Raw genomic sequence first — 13,872 nt, 5'->3', positions numbered from 1 at the left:
CATGAGCCAAACTGATTCCGTCCGCTACGAGGGCGACACCTGGGACCTCGCGTCCAGCGTCGGCGCCACCGCGACATCGGTGGCAGCGTCGCGCGCGCTGGCCTCCCAGGGCCCCGACGCGCTGATCCACGACCCCTACGCCGACGCACTGGTCAAGGCCGTCGGCGTCGAAGCCCTCATCCGGGTTGCCAACGGCGAGGCCAACATCGAAGACGACCCGATGCTCAATCGGCGCCGGATGACCGAACAGATCGCCGTGCGCACCCGGTACTTCGACAACGTCTTCACCAACGCCGCCCGCGACGGAATTCGCCAAGCCGTGATCCTGGCCTCAGGCCTGGACACCCGCGCCTACCGGATGAGCTGGCCGGCCGGCTCCGTGGTGTTCGAGCTGGATCAGCCGCAGGTCATCGAGTTCAAGACCCGCGTGATGGCCGATCTCGGCGTGTCGCCCACCGCCGACCGCCGCACCGTCGCCATCGATCTGCGCGACGATTGGCCGACGGCACTGCGGGAGAACGGGTTCGACGTCGACCAGCCGACCGCGTGGATCGCCGAAGGTCTGTTGATCTATCTGCCGCCGGAGGCGCAGGACCGCTTACTGGACAACGTCACCGCGCTGTCGGCCCCGGGCAGCCGCTTCGCCACGGAGTTCATGGCCGCGGGAACGACACTGCCCGACAGCTGGCGCGACCGGTTCAAGAAATACTCGAGCCAGATCGGCTCGGAGATCGATCTGCCCGCGCTGTTCTACGACGGTGAGCGCAATGCGGCCGGCGACTACCTCGCCGAACGTGGCTGGCGGATCAGCACGCTGAACACCCGAGACTCGTACGCCGTCAACGGTTTCGAGATGCCCGAGGACGAGACGCTGGTGCAGTTCAGCGACAACACCGGTTACCTGACCGCGACCCGCACCCGGGAGGGGTGATGACCCGCACCGACGATGACAGCTGGGACCTGACCTCGAGCGTCGGCGCCACCGCGACGGCCGTGGCCGCGGGACGTGCGCTCGCCACCAAGGACCCGCGCCAGCTCGTCAACGATCCGTTCGCCGATCCCCTGGTTCGCGCCGTCGGCATCGACTTCTTCATCAAGCTGATCGACGGTGAACTGGACACCTCGGCGTTCGGCGAGCTCGCCCCCGAGCGGGTGCAGTCGATGATCGACGGAATGGGTATGCGCGCCAAGTTCTTTGACGACTACTTCACCTCGGTCACCGGCGCCGGCATCCGGCAGGCGGTGATCCTGGCGTCGGGCCTGGATGCGCGCGCATATCGGTTGCCGTGGCCGTCGGACACCGTGGTGTTCGAAATCGACCAACCCGATGTCATCGAGTTCAAGACCGGGGTGTTCGACGGCCTCGGCGCCCAGCCCGCCGCGCAGCGCCACACGGTCGGCATCGATTTGCGCGAGGACTGGCCTGGCGCGCTGCGCTCGGCCGGCTTCGACCCGAGCGCACCGACCGCATGGCTCGCCGAAGGATTGCTGGTCTACCTTCCTCCGGAAGCCCAGGACCGGCTGTTCGACACCATCACGTCGCTGAGCGCGCCCGGCAGTGCCGTGGCCACCGAATACGTACCCGGCATCATGGATTTCGACCCGGCGAAGGGCACCGCGATGACCACCCAGGCCCGCGATCAGGGTCTGGACATCGACATGGGATCACTGGTCTATGCCGGGCCACGCAGCCACGTCATGGAGTACCTCACCCAAAAGGGCTGGAACGTCACCGGCACCCCCACCGGCGAACTGTTCGAACGCCACGGCCTGCCGGCTCGGCCGGAACGGGACCCTAACGACCCGTTCGGCGAAATCGTTTACGTCAGCGCCACTCTGGGCTGAACCCCAGCCATAATGCGCTGGTCCCGGTCAGCGCACGCTCACCTTGACCGACCACTTCGCGGACCGACTGGCCCATCAGCACGGCAAGCGCCTCGGGCAGAGAAGCCGCGGCCGGCTGCGAGGAAGGCTTGGGCCGCAGGAAGTCCCGCAGCGACGAGCTGGGGTAGTTCACCAGCTCCGCCTTGGCGTCGGCGTCGATCCCAGCGAGCACCTTGGCCCGCCGCACCGCCGTCCGCAGGCCGCCGAGTTCGTCGACGAGCCCCCGATCGAGTGCGTCGGCTCCGGTCCACACCCGGCCCTGGGCAACCTCCTGGACCGCCTCGACGGACATGTGCCGCGCCTCGGCCACCCGCTGCACGAAATCGGTGTAGAACAGATCGGCCTCCGCCTCCACCAGCGCCTGCTGTTCCGGGGTGAACGGCGCGTTGACCGACCAGGCGTCGGCGTTGTCGTTTGTGCGCACACTGTCCGAGCCGACCCCGAGACGTTCCTTGAGCTCCCTGGCCACCAGCTTGCCGGTCAGCACCCCGATGGACCCGGTGATGGTGCCCGGATTGGCGACGATGGCGTCGGCGGCCATTGCGACGTAGTAGCCACCGGACGCGGCGACCGCACCCATCGAGGCCACCACCGGCTTGCCCTTGGCGCGGACACGCGCCACCTCGCGCCACATCGTCTCCGAGCCCGTCACCGAACCGCCGGGACTGTCGACCCGCACAACAACCGCGTCGACGTCATCGTCGGCGGCGACCTCGCGAAGCGCCGCACCGATCGTGTCGCCACCGGCGCTGGACCGGCCGAACGGCAGACCCTGCGGACCGCCACGACCGCTGACGATCGACCCGGCGACGGTGACCACCGCAATCCTCGGGCGTTTCTTTCGGCCCGGCACCGGCGGCATCGACACTTGCGGGCCGCCCTTGCCTGCCTGCGCATAGCGGGACAGGTACAGCCGCGGCGGAGCGTTGTCATCGGAGTCGGCGTCACCGGTCTCTGGTGAAATGCCTTCCCGGCCGGTGAGTTCCGCGATCCGGCTGTAGGCCTCGTCGCGGAAGCCGATCCGGTCGACCAGGTGTCCCTCGACCGCCGCGTCGCGCAGCAGCGGAGCCCGGTTGGCCAGCTCGTCCACTGCTGCCACATCGATCTTCCGCGACTCGGCGATGGCCTGCCACACCTGGCTGTGCAGACTGGCGATCAACCGGGAATCGGCCTCGCGGTGGGCGTCGGTGTAGTGGTCCTGGGTGAACAGGTTGGCCGCCGACTTGTATTGACCGCGAGCGATGAACTGCGCCTCGATGCCGGCCTTGTCCAGAGCGTCGCGAAGGAACAACGCGTTGGTGGCGAATCCGACCAGCCCGACGGTGCCGGTCGGCTGCATCCACACCTCGGAAAACGCCGAGGCCAGGTAGTAGGACAGGGTGCCGGGATAGGTCTCGGCCCACGCCAGGGTGGGCTTGGCTTCGGTGAAGGCGGCGATCGCGGCCCGCAATTCCTGCACCGGTCCGGCCGGCGCGGCGGAAAGCTGAACTCGCGCAATCAGTCCCGCGACTCGCGGATCGTCGGCGGCGCGGTGGATCGCGGCGACGGCGTCGCGCAGCAGCATCGTCCGCCCACCGCCGGTGATAAAGGCCAGCGGGTCGAAACTGCTGGTCTCCGGCGGGACGGTCTGCAGGTCGAGCTCGAGGATGCAGCCGTCCGGGACCCCGTGGTGGCGGGCAGTGTCGATACGCCGCAGCGCGTCGCGAAGATCGTCGGCACCGGGGACGGCAGGCAGGAAAGCAAACATACCGTCGAGGTTACCGGCGCCGGTGCGGGTGCCCACCCGCGCGCTCGTACGGTGTAGTGGTGAAGTACTCGATCTCGATACCGCAGCTCGACGTCGACGGCTTCGACGGCGAGGGGCTGCGAAGCTACCTGACCCGCGCTGAGGAACTCGGATTCGAGGGTGGCTGGACCATCGAACAGATCATCGGGCCCACGCCGATGATCGCGCCGATGGAGCTGCTGGCGTGGGCCGCGGCGGGTACCACCACGCTGCGGTTGGGGGTCGCCGTACTGGTCACCTCCCTGCACGATCCGCTTCAACTGGCCGCGACGGTCACCGCCGTCGACCGGCTCAGCCATGGCCGCTTGGAACTCGGCGTCGCGCCCGGCGGTGGGCGGCGCAAATTCGAGGCATTCGGCGTCGACCCGGCCACCTTCATCAGCAGCTTCACCGAGGGTCTGGAACTGATGAAGTCGGCGTGGTCCGACGAGCCGCGAGTGACCTTTCACGGGCGCTTTCGCGATGTCGACGATCTGCCGATCGCCCCCAAACCGGTGCAGCGACCGCATCCGCCGATCTGGTTCGGCGCTAACGCCCCTCGTGCGATCGCCCGTGCGGTCCGTCATGGTGACGCGTTCATGGGGGCGGGTTCGTCGACGACCGAGGACTTCGCGACCGCCGTGCGGACCGTGGAGTCCGAATTGGCCAGGCAGGACAAGGATCCGGCCAATTTCCGGATCGGCAAACGGGTGTACCTGATCGTCGATGGCGACGCAGCCCGTGCGCGCGAGCGGGTGCTGGACGGGCTGCGCGGAATCTATGGCTCGATGCCCGGCGTCGAGGCGGTCCCGGTGTCCGGCACACCGTCCGATGTGGTTCGCGGCCTGCGCGCGGTGATCGATGCCGGCGCCCAGACGCTATTGCTACATCCCGTCGGTGCGAACCTGGCCGAGGACCGCGAGCAGATGGAACTTCTTGCGTCCGAAATCATTCCGCAGCTGACCTAGTTCTGTAGGACGCTGACTACGTTTTTACCGAGAATTGCTGATAGCCGTCCGCATGCCGCTTCCGGTCGTTAGCATCGACTCCCGACAGTAGCGTCAATAGCGATACGGGTTGGGGGCAAGCCGGTGGTTTCGTACGTTCAAAAGACGGATCAGCTCGAGGGCGTCGAGGCGCGACGGGTGCCCAGCACGCGAATGTGGCTGAATGCGGGAGCCCTGACGCTGGGGGTGGGCGCTGCGATGGTCGCCGGTGCAGCGGTGGCGTCCGCCGACACGGGATCATCGGGCAGCCACTCTGCCAACGCGGACACCTCGACTTCGCACTCGGCAGCCCCGGCGAAGGGCAAGAGTGCGCGCACCGCGGCGAGCAAGCCCAAGGGCTCCGGCGCCGACCGCACCGCCGACACCGCAGCGGCGGCGTCGGCGCGGGTAGCGGTGTCGAGCCGCATCACGGCCACGTCGGCCATTCAGCCGAAGGCCGCGAACTCGAGTTCTGTTGCCGCCGAATCGACGACGACGCCGTCGATCGTCCCATCGGCCAGCCTCTCGACGCCCACCCCGAACCAACTCCTCGGCGGCCTGGCCGAATTCGGCCACAACCTCTACTTGACGGTCTCGAACCAAATCATCGGCGCACAAACCAATCTCGAGATACTCCGGGACGACTTGGCCAACGTTCTCGGCATCTCCCGGGTAACTGTCACCAACCCCGGCGTATACGGCAATCCGACACAAAACAAACAGTACTTCGTGCCGATGCGCGACTTCGTGTCCGGGGCACTGGCGACCGTCGCGATGGCATATGGGCAACTCACCGGCTCCACGCCCGATCTGCAGGGTTTCATCGACAAGGCACTGACCACCGACAGCCTCGGCTACCCGGGGTACAAGATTTACCGCGGTCTGGATACGGATTCGTTCGTCCTTTGGACGGACAGCTATGAACTGTTGCAAGACAAGGGTGTTCGAGTCATTACCCACCCCTACTCGCCCGAGCAGCAGAGCAAGGCCATCAATGACCTGGTGGCCGGTTTGCAGGATCCGACCAAAGTTGTGATCGTGCCCGTCGAGGGCGCGGTCACCGGGCAGACCGGAGTCTCCGAGAAGATCGTGGTGGTGCTCGGATACGACACCAACCGGAACATCGTCACGATCAACGATCCGACCCGTACCGACGGCCAGGGCCTCGAGGTGGGTCTCGACGACTTCCTGACCGGATGGAGTCGTAACGAATACGACCTCGTCACCGTCCAGCTGGCCGCGTCGTCTTCCACGCCACAGCCCGCTCCGGCGACGAAGTTGGTCTGGTCGCTACCCGCACCCGATCAGATCGGACAAGCCCTGCAGGGCGCAGGCAAGAGCATCGCGCTGGCCATCGTGCACCAAATCGAAGGCGCACAAGCCAATCTCGCTGACCTCGCCAACGACCTCAGCTACACCTTCGGGATCAAAGATCCCACCGCCGCGCCACCAGCACCTGGCGATATCGAGGTGGGCAACTACGCCGCCAACCTCCGGTACTGGTACTACCAGGGCAACTACGACACGTGCGCGATCATGGCGACTGCTGCAATCGTCGGCCAGCTCAAGGGCATTCTGCCGCCGGACCTGGGGCAGGTCGTGTACGGGCAGGCGACGTCAACGGCCAGTGGCCAATACCCCGGTCAAAAGATCTTTGAACCCAACGGTCAGCCGGGGACCGCGCTGCACTGGGGAGTCAGTAACACCGACGTCGTCAAACTGCTGAACATGAACGGACTCAACGCCGATTGGACGACGTACCTCAAGAGCCAAGGCAATGTGGCGCTTGATGCGATGACCGCAGCGTTGAACCAGAAGCAGGGCGTGATCGTCTCTGTCGCGAGCAATGTTATTTACAACGCCTACACGCGGGCGTACTTTGACGAGACTCGCGAGCAGCCCGGTCCTGAGGGAGTCAAGAGCGATCACTCCGTCGTGGTGATCAGTGTCGACCCCGGCAAGAAGATCGTCTATTTGAACGACAGTGCGCTCCAGAACGGCAAAGGATTCCCGGTGCCGCTCGACGAGTTCATGAAGGCATGGCGCTACAGCGACTACTCGTTGATCACCGCTGAATTACCCGCCACCTAGGAGTTGCAACGAAAAAGCCCCCGCGCTCGGCGGGGGCTTTTTCGTTGGATGCTTACAGCTCGGTGGCGGAACCACCAGCGGCGGTGATGGCCTCGCGGGCGCTGCCGCTGAACTTGTGAGCCGTCACGTCGACCTTGACGGTCAGCTTGCCGTCGCCGAGAACCTTGACGAGCACGTTCTTGCGAACCAGGCCGTTGGCCACCAGCTCGTCGACACCGACGGTGCCGCCCTGCGGGAAGGCCTTGTTCAGGTCGCCGACGTTGACGACGCCGTACTCGGTGCGGAACCGGTTACGGAAACCCTTGAGCTTGGGCAGCCGCATGTGGATCGGCATCTGCCCGCCCTCGAAGGTCACCGGCACGTTCTTGCGGGCCTTGGTGCCCTTGGTGCCACGACCGGCCGTCTTGCCCTTGGAGCCCTCACCGCGACCGACGCGAGTCTTCGCGGTCTTGGAGCCGGGAGCAGGCTTCAGGTCGTGCAGTTTGATGACGCTCATTTGACTTCCTCAACCTGAACGAGGTGGTGCACGACGTTGATCAGTCCGCGCGTCTGCGGGTTGTCCTCGCGAACCACCGACTGGCGAATCTTCTTCAGGCCCAGGGTCCGCAGGCTCTCACGCTGATTCCAGCGGGTACCGACGATGCCACGCACCTGGGTGATTTTCAGCTCTGCCATGGTTATGCGCTTCCTTCACGCGCGGCTGCAGCAGCCAGCGCTTCACTCTCCCGACGAGCGCGCAGCATGCCGGCCGGCGCAACGTCTTCGATGGGCAGCCCGCGACGGGCGGCCACCTCTTCGGGACGCTGCAACAGCTTGAGCGCGGCCACGGTGGCATGAACCACGTTGATCGCGTTGTCACTGCCCAGCGACTTGGCCAGAACGTCGTGCACGCCAGCGCATTCCAGCACGGCGCGGCACGCGCCACCGGCGATGACACCGGTACCGGGGCTGGCCGGACGCAGCATCACGACACCGGCCGCGGCCTCGCCCTGCACGGGATGGGTGACGGTGCCACCGATCAGCGGGACGCGGAAGAAGTTCTTACGAGCTTCCTCGACACCCTTGGCGATCGCGGCGGGCACCTCTTTGGCCTTGCCGTAGCCGACCCCGACCAGACCGTTGCCGTCCCCGACGATGACCAGGGCGGTGAAGCTGAAGCGCCGACCACCCTTGACCACCTTGGAGACTCGGTTGATCGTGACGACGCGCTCGAGGTAGTTGCTCTTCTCGCCGCCGTCGCGGCCACCACGTCCACCGCGGTCGCCACGATCGTCGCGACGGCCACGGCCACCGCGGTCGTCACGTCCGCCGCGCTGGGTGTCGGTACGGGTGCCGGCTGAGGGGGCGCCGGTATCCGGCGCGCTGCCGGCTGCGGTCTGCTCCGCCATCATGCGGTCCTTCCGTTATAAGCAGTCATTAAAATTTCAGTCCGTTCTCGCGAGCTGCGTCGGCGAGCGCCGCGATGCGGCCGCCGTAGGTGTTGCCACCGCGGTCGAACACCACAGCCTCGACGCCGGCGGCCTTGGCGCGCTCGGCGATCAGCTGACCGACCCGCACGCTGTGGGCCTTCTTGTCGCCCTCGACCGCACGCACGTCAGCCTCGATGGACGAGGCCGCGGCGATCGTGGTGCCGGTGCCGTCGTCGACGAGCTGCACGTGGATGTGCCGCGAGGAGCGGTTGACCACGAGACGGGGCCGCTCGGCGGTGCCGACGACCTTCTTACGCAGCCGGTTGTGCCGACGGAGGCGCGAAACCCGGCGCGCGGCCGAGACACTCGTGCCAACCGGCGTGCGATCGGTGGCTGCCTTCTGTGCTTGAGCCATGGCTTACTTACCTGTCTTTCCGACCTTGCGGCGGATCTGCTCACCCTCGTAACGCACGCCCTTGCCCTTGTAGGGGTCGGGGCGGCGCAGGCGACGGATGTTCGCCGAGATCTGGCCGACCTTCTGCTTGTCGATACCCGAGATCGAGAACTTGGTGGGCGTCTCCACCGCAAAGGTGATGCCCTCCGGAGCCTCGATGACCACGGGATGGCTATACCCGAGCGCGAACTCGAGGTTGCTGCCCTTGAGCTGCACGCGGTAACCGACGCCGAAGATCTCCATCTTGGTGGTGTAACCCTGCGTCACGCCTTCCACCAGGTTGGACACCAACGTGCGCGACAGCCCGTGCAGCGAACGGCTGCGCCGCTCGTCGTCGGGCCGGCTGACCACGATCGCGCCATCGTCGTTGCGCGACACGGTGATCGGTTCGGCGATCGCCAGTTCCAGCGTGCCCTTGGGGCCCTTGACCGACACGTTCTGACCGTCGATCGTCACATCTACACCGGCGGGAATCGCCACCGGCTGCTTTCCAATACGCGACATGTCTAAGCCTCCCTCACCACACGTAGGCGAGGACTTCGCCGCCCACGCCGGATCGGGCTGCCTGCCGGTCGGTCAGCAGGCCTGAAGACGTGGAGATGATCGCCACGCCCAGCCCACCGAGCACCCGCGGAAGATTGGTGGATTTCGCGTACACCCGCAGACCGGGCTTGGACACCCGGCGCAGCCCGGCGAGGCTGCGCTCGCGGTTGGGGCCGTACTTGAGCTGGACAACAAGTGACTTGCCGACCCGAGCATCCTCGGTCCGGAAATCGCTGATGTACCCCTCGCGCTTGAGGATCTCGGCGATGTTGGCCTTGATCTTCGAGTGCGGCAGGGTCACTTCGTCGTGATACGCCGAATTGGCGTTGCGCAGACGTGTCAAAAAGTCTGCGATCGGGTCCGTCATGGTCATGACTGGGCCTGTCTACCTTCCTCGCAACGGTTCCCGGGCTGGGCCTGCTGCGCACCTGTTCTGTAGGGGTCTGTTACCAGCTGGACTTCTGCACACCGGGCAGCTCGCCGGCATGGGCCATCTCACGCAAGCAGATTCGGCACAGGCCGAACTTGCGGTACACGGCATGCGGGCGTCCGCACCTGTTGCAGCGGGTGTAGGCCCGCACGGCGAACTTCGGCTTCTTGTTGGCCTTGTTGACCAGTGCCTTCTTTGCCATCTGCTCAGTTCTCCTTGAAGGGGAAGCCCAGCGCGCGCAGCAGCGCCCGACCTTCGTCGTCGTTGGTCGCCGAGGTGACCACGGTGATGTCCATGCCGCGCGGACGGTCGATCGAATCGACGTCGATCTCGTGGAACACCGACTGCTCGGCGAGCCCGAAGGTGTAGTTGCCGTGGCCGTCGAACTGCTTGGCGCTCAGGCCGCGGAAGTCGCGGATACGCGGCAGCGCGATCGACACCAGCCGGTCGAGGAATTCCCACATGCGGTCGCCGCGCAGGGTCACCCGCGCGCCGATGGGCATGCCCTCGCGCAGCTTGAACTGGGCGATCGACTTGCGGGCCTTGCGGATCTCCGGCTTCTGGCCGGTGATCAGCGCCAGGTCGTTGACCGCGCCGTTGATCAGCTTCGCGTCGCGGGCGGCGTCACCGACACCCATGTTGACGATGACCTTGACCACGCCGGGGATCTGCATGACGTTGTCGTAGTTGAACTCTTTGTTGAGCGCGTCCTTGATCTCTTCGCGGTAGCGCGCCTTCAGCCGGGGCTGAACTTTTTCTGCGGTTGTCATATCTCTCAGAGGTCCTTGCCGTTGCTCTTGGCGATGCGGACGTTCTTGCCCGTCTCCTCGTCGCGGCGGACACCGACGCGGGTCGGCTTGCCGTCGGAGTCGACGACCATCACGTTGGAGACGTGGATCGGAGCCTCCTGGGTGACGATGCCGCCCGAGGATGCGCCGCGCTCGTTGGCTGACTGCGCGGTGTGCTTCTTGATCCGGTTGACGCCCTCGACGAGGACGCGGTTACGGGTCGGGTAGGCCTGCAGGACCTTGCCCTTGGCACCCTTGTCCTTACCGGCGATGACGAGGACGGTGTCGCCCTTGTGGACCTTCATTTACAAAACCTCCGGTGCCAGCGAGACGATCTTCATGAAGCGCTTCTCGCGCAGCTCACGGCCGACCGGTCCGAAGATGCGGGTGCCTCGCGGGTCGTTGTCGTTCTTGATGATGACGGCAGCGTTCTCGTCGAACTTGATGTAGCTGCCGTCGGCGCGCCGACGCTCCTTGACGGTGCGCACCACGACGGCCTTGACCACGTCACCACGCTTGACGTTGCCGCCGGGGATGGCGTCCTTGACGGTCGCCACGATGACGTCGCCGATGCCGGCGTAGCGCCGCGACGAGCCACCCAGAACACGGATGCACAAGATCTCCTTGGCACCCGTGTTGTCGGCGACCTTGAGCCGCGATTCCTGCTGAATCACTAGATCTCCTCGGATCTGGTAACTGTGTGCACGACAAAATCCCTAAAGGCAGTCCAAGATGGAGCCTGTCGTGCGCGGTCTTTGTCACCCAAGAGCACGCGGGGCCGACATTCGCCGGCCGAGGTCTGCCCTAGGCAACCCCTACATGCTAGGTGACGAGCGGAAAAGCTCCAAATCCGCGCAGCTCACCGCGCTCAGCGCTGGCCCTGCCGCCCAGGCTGTAGTTATCGAGACGAAACGCGAGTAGAGCTGTCGCCACTTACAGGCTCGCCGCATCGCCCAGTATGGCTGGCGGTCGCCACCAGCGGTTTCGCCGGGACGACCGCAATCGACCGTCCCATCCCCGTCGGACGAGGGTGACATATGTGCGGTCGAGGATCTCCGCATCGCGATCCTCCTTGATCACCCGGACGACCTCCCAACCCAGGCGGGCAAACCCTGGGCATCAGCCGCTGGTCTCGGACGTACTGCGTCCGGTCGGTCCGGTGCTGATCGCCGTCGTACTCGGAGGCAACCTTGAGGTCCTCCCAGCCCATGTCCAGCCTGCGGATGACTTTCCATTGCCCTTCGAAGACGGCGATCTGGGTGCTCGGCCGGGGAAACCCCGCGTCGAGGTACAACAACCGCAGCCGCGTTTCTTGTGGCGAGGCCGCACCGCCGTCGACAAGCGGTAGCAATTCGAGCAGCTGGCGCATGCCCCGCGCACCTTTGTGCCGCCTGGTCAGCTCGAGCACCTCATCGTCGAGATAGGCGGTCGCCCGTTTGAGTGCGTCGAGTCGCATCAGCGCCTCGCCTCGCGGAAGGTGCCGGCCGAGGTCGTAGGCGGTCCGAGCCGCCGTGGTCACCGCAATGCAGTCGCAGGTGGTGACCTCGTCGGGAGCCAAGCGCTCGGCGCGGGCGATGATCCCTTCAGGCGGCCGGGTGTTGTCCCAGATCAGCTCGACGAGAGTGTCATCGCCGACCCAGGCGGCCCCGTGCAGCGCAGACGCGGCAATCCCTGCGACCACGCCTTTTCGGCCAGAACGCAACCACGCCCCATCGATGACGTCGATCAAATCTGGCGAATACCCTTTGGGCACATAGACATCCCGGTGCATCCGGACGTATTCCCGGCGCAGTTCGTATTCGGTCACGGTGCCCGCCCGCTGCGCCTGACTGCCGATGATGAGCTTCCTCATGGCGGAATGCTCCCAGCGGATCCCGACAGATCCCGGCCAGGCTGTCGTTACCGCGCGAAAGTGCGAGTAACCCCGTCGCTAACTACAGGCTCACCACGCAGCGGAAGCCGATGTGGGTGGTCGAGGTGTCCTGCGACTGAGGCGACCGCGCCGCCGGACGATACCGATGGCAGTACTCCGGGGCGCACAGATGCGAGCCGCCTTTGAGTGCCTGGCTGATGCTCGGATCCGGTTCCGCGGGCGGTGGGCAGCACGAATTCTTCTGGTTCACCACGTGATGGGCGGAGAACCGCGTCGTCGTCCACTCCCAGACATTGCCGATCATGTCGACCAGGCCGAGCCCGTTCGGCGGGAAGGTCCCGACCGGGGAGGTGCCGATCCACCCCAGCGCCCCGTCGTTGCGGTAGGGGAATCGGCCCTGCCAGGTGTTGGCCATCAACGCTCCCCCGACCGTCGGCTCGTCACCCCACGCGTACGCGCTCGTGCTGCCGGCCCGGGCGGCGTACTCCCACTCGGCTTCGGTCGGCAGCCGGCGGCCGGCCCACTGCGCGTAGGCGGCGGCGTCGGGATACGCCACCTGCACGACGGGATGGTCGGCTTTGTCGGCGATGTCGCTGCCGGGCCCGAACGGCGCGCGCCAATTCGCACCGGGCGCCCAGTCCCACCACTGCCGCCAGTCCGCCAGGTTCACCGGACCCGGCGTCGGCCGGAACACCAGTGCACCCGGCTGCAGATCTGCTTCGGGCACACCGGGATACAGCGCCGGATCGAGCGCCTTCTCGGCGACGGTGACATGCCCGGTGGCGGCGACGAATTCGGCGAACTGCGCGTTCGTCACCGGGTGTCGTTCGATCGCAAAGAGGCCCACGGTCACCGTATGGATCGGCGCCTCTTCGGGATAGAAGCTGGTCGACCCCATCCGGTACGCCCCGCCGGGCACCTCGACGAGCTCGGTGAGCATGGCTTCAGGGTATGACGATGGTGAACTTGTCGGTCAGCACCGAGGCGGCCTCGTCGAAGCCGGGCGTTTCCGACGGCGCCTCCACGTGGACAGCGACCAGGAAATTGCCGCCATTGGTCCAGATGTGGGCGATTCGGTCGCGGTACTCGATCGACTCGCCGGGGTCCTGCGCCCAGGTGCCCATCAGCCTCTGTCCGCTGAACCCGCAGAAGTCGCCCGGCAGCAGGCTCAGCGTGCTGATCGGATATTTGGCCATCACCTCGTCGCCGTAGCGGGTGAAGGCGGCAGCGGGATCCAGCGGGGTCGCCGCGATGGTCACCCTGGCGACCATGTCGTCGGGGCCCGACAACGACGCGCCGACGTCACCGGCACCGGGCGTGGCCGACCAGCCGGCCGGCACCCGCACCGTGATCTGCGGCGCGGCCGGGTCGGCGACGGTGGCCACCACCGTCGGCCCGGGCTGCTCCGGCCGGCACACGACGGCGTTCGGCGGGACGGGCACCTTGGTGGTCTCCACGACGCCGGGTTGCGACGACTCCGGCTCGTCGGTCATCTTGGTTGTCGGCGACGCCGACGTGGGCGCGACGCTGGTCGCCGATGTCGACGCCTCGACCCGGACCGCTGTCCCGTCACTGTTGCGCGCACAGGCGGCAACACCCGGAGCGGCCAGCGCCAATACCGCAGCAGCGGCACATACCAGCCGAGTCAC

General features: G+C 66.3%; 17 protein-coding genes and 1 pseudogene. 4 read left to right on the top strand and 14 right to left on the bottom strand.

Features of this window, described 5'->3' with window-relative positions:
* Position 1 precedes the first annotated feature (1 nt).
* Both AB431_RS05780 and AB431_RS05775 read left to right on the top strand, forming a co-directional pair.
* A complete protein-coding gene (locus AB431_RS05780; protein ID WP_047329127.1) occupies positions 2-931 on the top strand; it encodes a class I SAM-dependent methyltransferase in 930 nt (309 codons plus the stop codon).
* Positions 931-1,845 (top strand): class I SAM-dependent methyltransferase, encoded by a 915-nt coding sequence (locus AB431_RS05775; RefSeq protein WP_047329126.1) that lies wholly within the window; start codon positions 931-933, stop codon positions 1,843-1,845. The genes AB431_RS05780 and AB431_RS05775 overlap by 1 nt, the downstream gene beginning before the upstream one ends.
* Here the strand turns inward: AB431_RS05775 and sppA are convergent.
* Positions 1,826-3,631 (bottom strand): signal peptide peptidase SppA, encoded by a 1,806-nt coding sequence (sppA, locus tag AB431_RS05770; protein ID WP_047333122.1) that lies wholly within the window; start codon positions 3,629-3,631, stop codon positions 1,826-1,828. The genes AB431_RS05775 and sppA overlap by 20 nt on opposite strands.
* Before the next feature lie 59 nt (positions 3,632-3,690).
* Here sppA and AB431_RS05765 point away from each other — a divergent pair, with 59 nt between their 5' ends.
* Both AB431_RS05765 and AB431_RS05760 read left to right on the top strand, forming a co-directional pair.
* The gene (locus tag AB431_RS05765; RefSeq protein WP_047333121.1) at positions 3,691-4,617 is read left to right on the top strand and encodes an LLM class flavin-dependent oxidoreductase; all 927 of its coding nucleotides are present in this window, start codon (positions 3,691-3,693) and stop codon (positions 4,615-4,617) included.
* A 177-nt stretch (positions 4,618-4,794) separates the two neighbouring features.
* Entirely contained in the window at positions 4,795-6,726 is a 1,932-nt protein-coding gene (locus AB431_RS05760) for a hypothetical protein (protein WP_144418204.1), read from the top strand.
* A 52-nt stretch (positions 6,727-6,778) separates the two neighbouring features.
* On the opposite strand, the gene rplO is transcribed toward AB431_RS05760, so the two are convergent.
* The 13 genes and pseudogenes from rplO to AB431_RS05695 form a co-directional block, all read right to left on the bottom strand.
* Entirely contained in the window at positions 6,779-7,222 is a 444-nt protein-coding gene (rplO, locus tag AB431_RS05755) for a 50S ribosomal protein L15 (protein WP_047329124.1), read from the bottom strand.
* Complete coding sequence (gene rpmD, locus AB431_RS05750; RefSeq protein WP_047329123.1) at positions 7,219-7,401, bottom strand: 50S ribosomal protein L30; 183 nt, start codon at positions 7,399-7,401, stop codon at positions 7,219-7,221. The genes rplO and rpmD overlap by 4 nt, the downstream gene beginning before the upstream one ends.
* 2 nt (positions 7,402-7,403) lie before the next feature.
* Positions 7,404-8,114 carry a 30S ribosomal protein S5 gene (gene rpsE, locus AB431_RS05745; RefSeq protein WP_174714106.1) on the bottom strand — a complete coding sequence of 237 codons (711 nt, stop codon included), beginning with the start codon at positions 8,112-8,114 and terminating at the stop codon, positions 7,404-7,406.
* 28 nt (positions 8,115-8,142) lie between these two features.
* Positions 8,143-8,550: a 50S ribosomal protein L18 gene (gene rplR / locus AB431_RS05740; protein ID WP_047329121.1), complete on the bottom strand. Its 408-nt coding sequence runs from the start codon at positions 8,548-8,550 to the stop codon at positions 8,143-8,145.
* 3 nt (positions 8,551-8,553) lie between these two features.
* Positions 8,554-9,093: a 50S ribosomal protein L6 gene (rplF, locus tag AB431_RS05735; protein ID WP_047329120.1), complete on the bottom strand. Its 540-nt coding sequence runs from the start codon at positions 9,091-9,093 to the stop codon at positions 8,554-8,556.
* A 13-nt stretch (positions 9,094-9,106) separates the two neighbouring features.
* Positions 9,107-9,505, bottom strand: a complete 399-nt coding sequence (gene rpsH, locus AB431_RS05730; protein ID WP_047329119.1) for a 30S ribosomal protein S8 — start codon at positions 9,503-9,505, stop codon at positions 9,107-9,109.
* A gap of 73 nt (positions 9,506-9,578) precedes the next feature.
* Positions 9,579-9,764 (bottom strand): type Z 30S ribosomal protein S14, encoded by a 186-nt coding sequence (locus AB431_RS05725; protein WP_047329118.1) that lies wholly within the window; start codon positions 9,762-9,764, stop codon positions 9,579-9,581.
* A gap of 4 nt (positions 9,765-9,768) precedes the next feature.
* Positions 9,769-10,332 (bottom strand): 50S ribosomal protein L5, encoded by a 564-nt coding sequence (rplE, locus tag AB431_RS05720; RefSeq protein WP_047329117.1) that lies wholly within the window; start codon positions 10,330-10,332, stop codon positions 9,769-9,771.
* Between the two features lie 5 nt (positions 10,333-10,337).
* Entirely contained in the window at positions 10,338-10,655 is a 318-nt protein-coding gene (gene rplX, locus AB431_RS05715; protein ID WP_047329116.1) for a 50S ribosomal protein L24, read from the bottom strand.
* Positions 10,656-11,024 carry a 50S ribosomal protein L14 gene (rplN, locus tag AB431_RS05710; protein ID WP_014814254.1) on the bottom strand — a complete coding sequence of 123 codons (369 nt, stop codon included), beginning with the start codon at positions 11,022-11,024 and terminating at the stop codon, positions 10,656-10,658.
* A gap of 259 nt (positions 11,025-11,283) precedes the next feature.
* A pseudogene (locus AB431_RS05705) lies at positions 11,284-12,202 on the bottom strand (hypothetical protein).
* A gap of 82 nt (positions 12,203-12,284) precedes the next feature.
* Entirely contained in the window at positions 12,285-13,163 is an 879-nt protein-coding gene (locus AB431_RS05700) for a formylglycine-generating enzyme family protein (protein ID WP_047329115.1), read from the bottom strand.
* A 4-nt stretch (positions 13,164-13,167) separates the two neighbouring features.
* The gene (locus tag AB431_RS05695; RefSeq protein WP_047329114.1) at positions 13,168-13,872 is read right to left on the bottom strand and encodes a hypothetical protein; all 705 of its coding nucleotides are present in this window, start codon (positions 13,870-13,872) and stop codon (positions 13,168-13,170) included.

Origin of the sequence: Mycobacterium sp. EPa45, from assembly GCF_001021385.1 — a bacterium.
In the GTDB taxonomy this organism is placed as follows: domain Bacteria; phylum Actinomycetota; class Actinomycetes; order Mycobacteriales; family Mycobacteriaceae; genus Mycobacterium.
The sequence above is the reverse complement of the archived record's forward strand: the minus strand, read 5'-3'. Positions and strand labels throughout refer to the sequence as shown.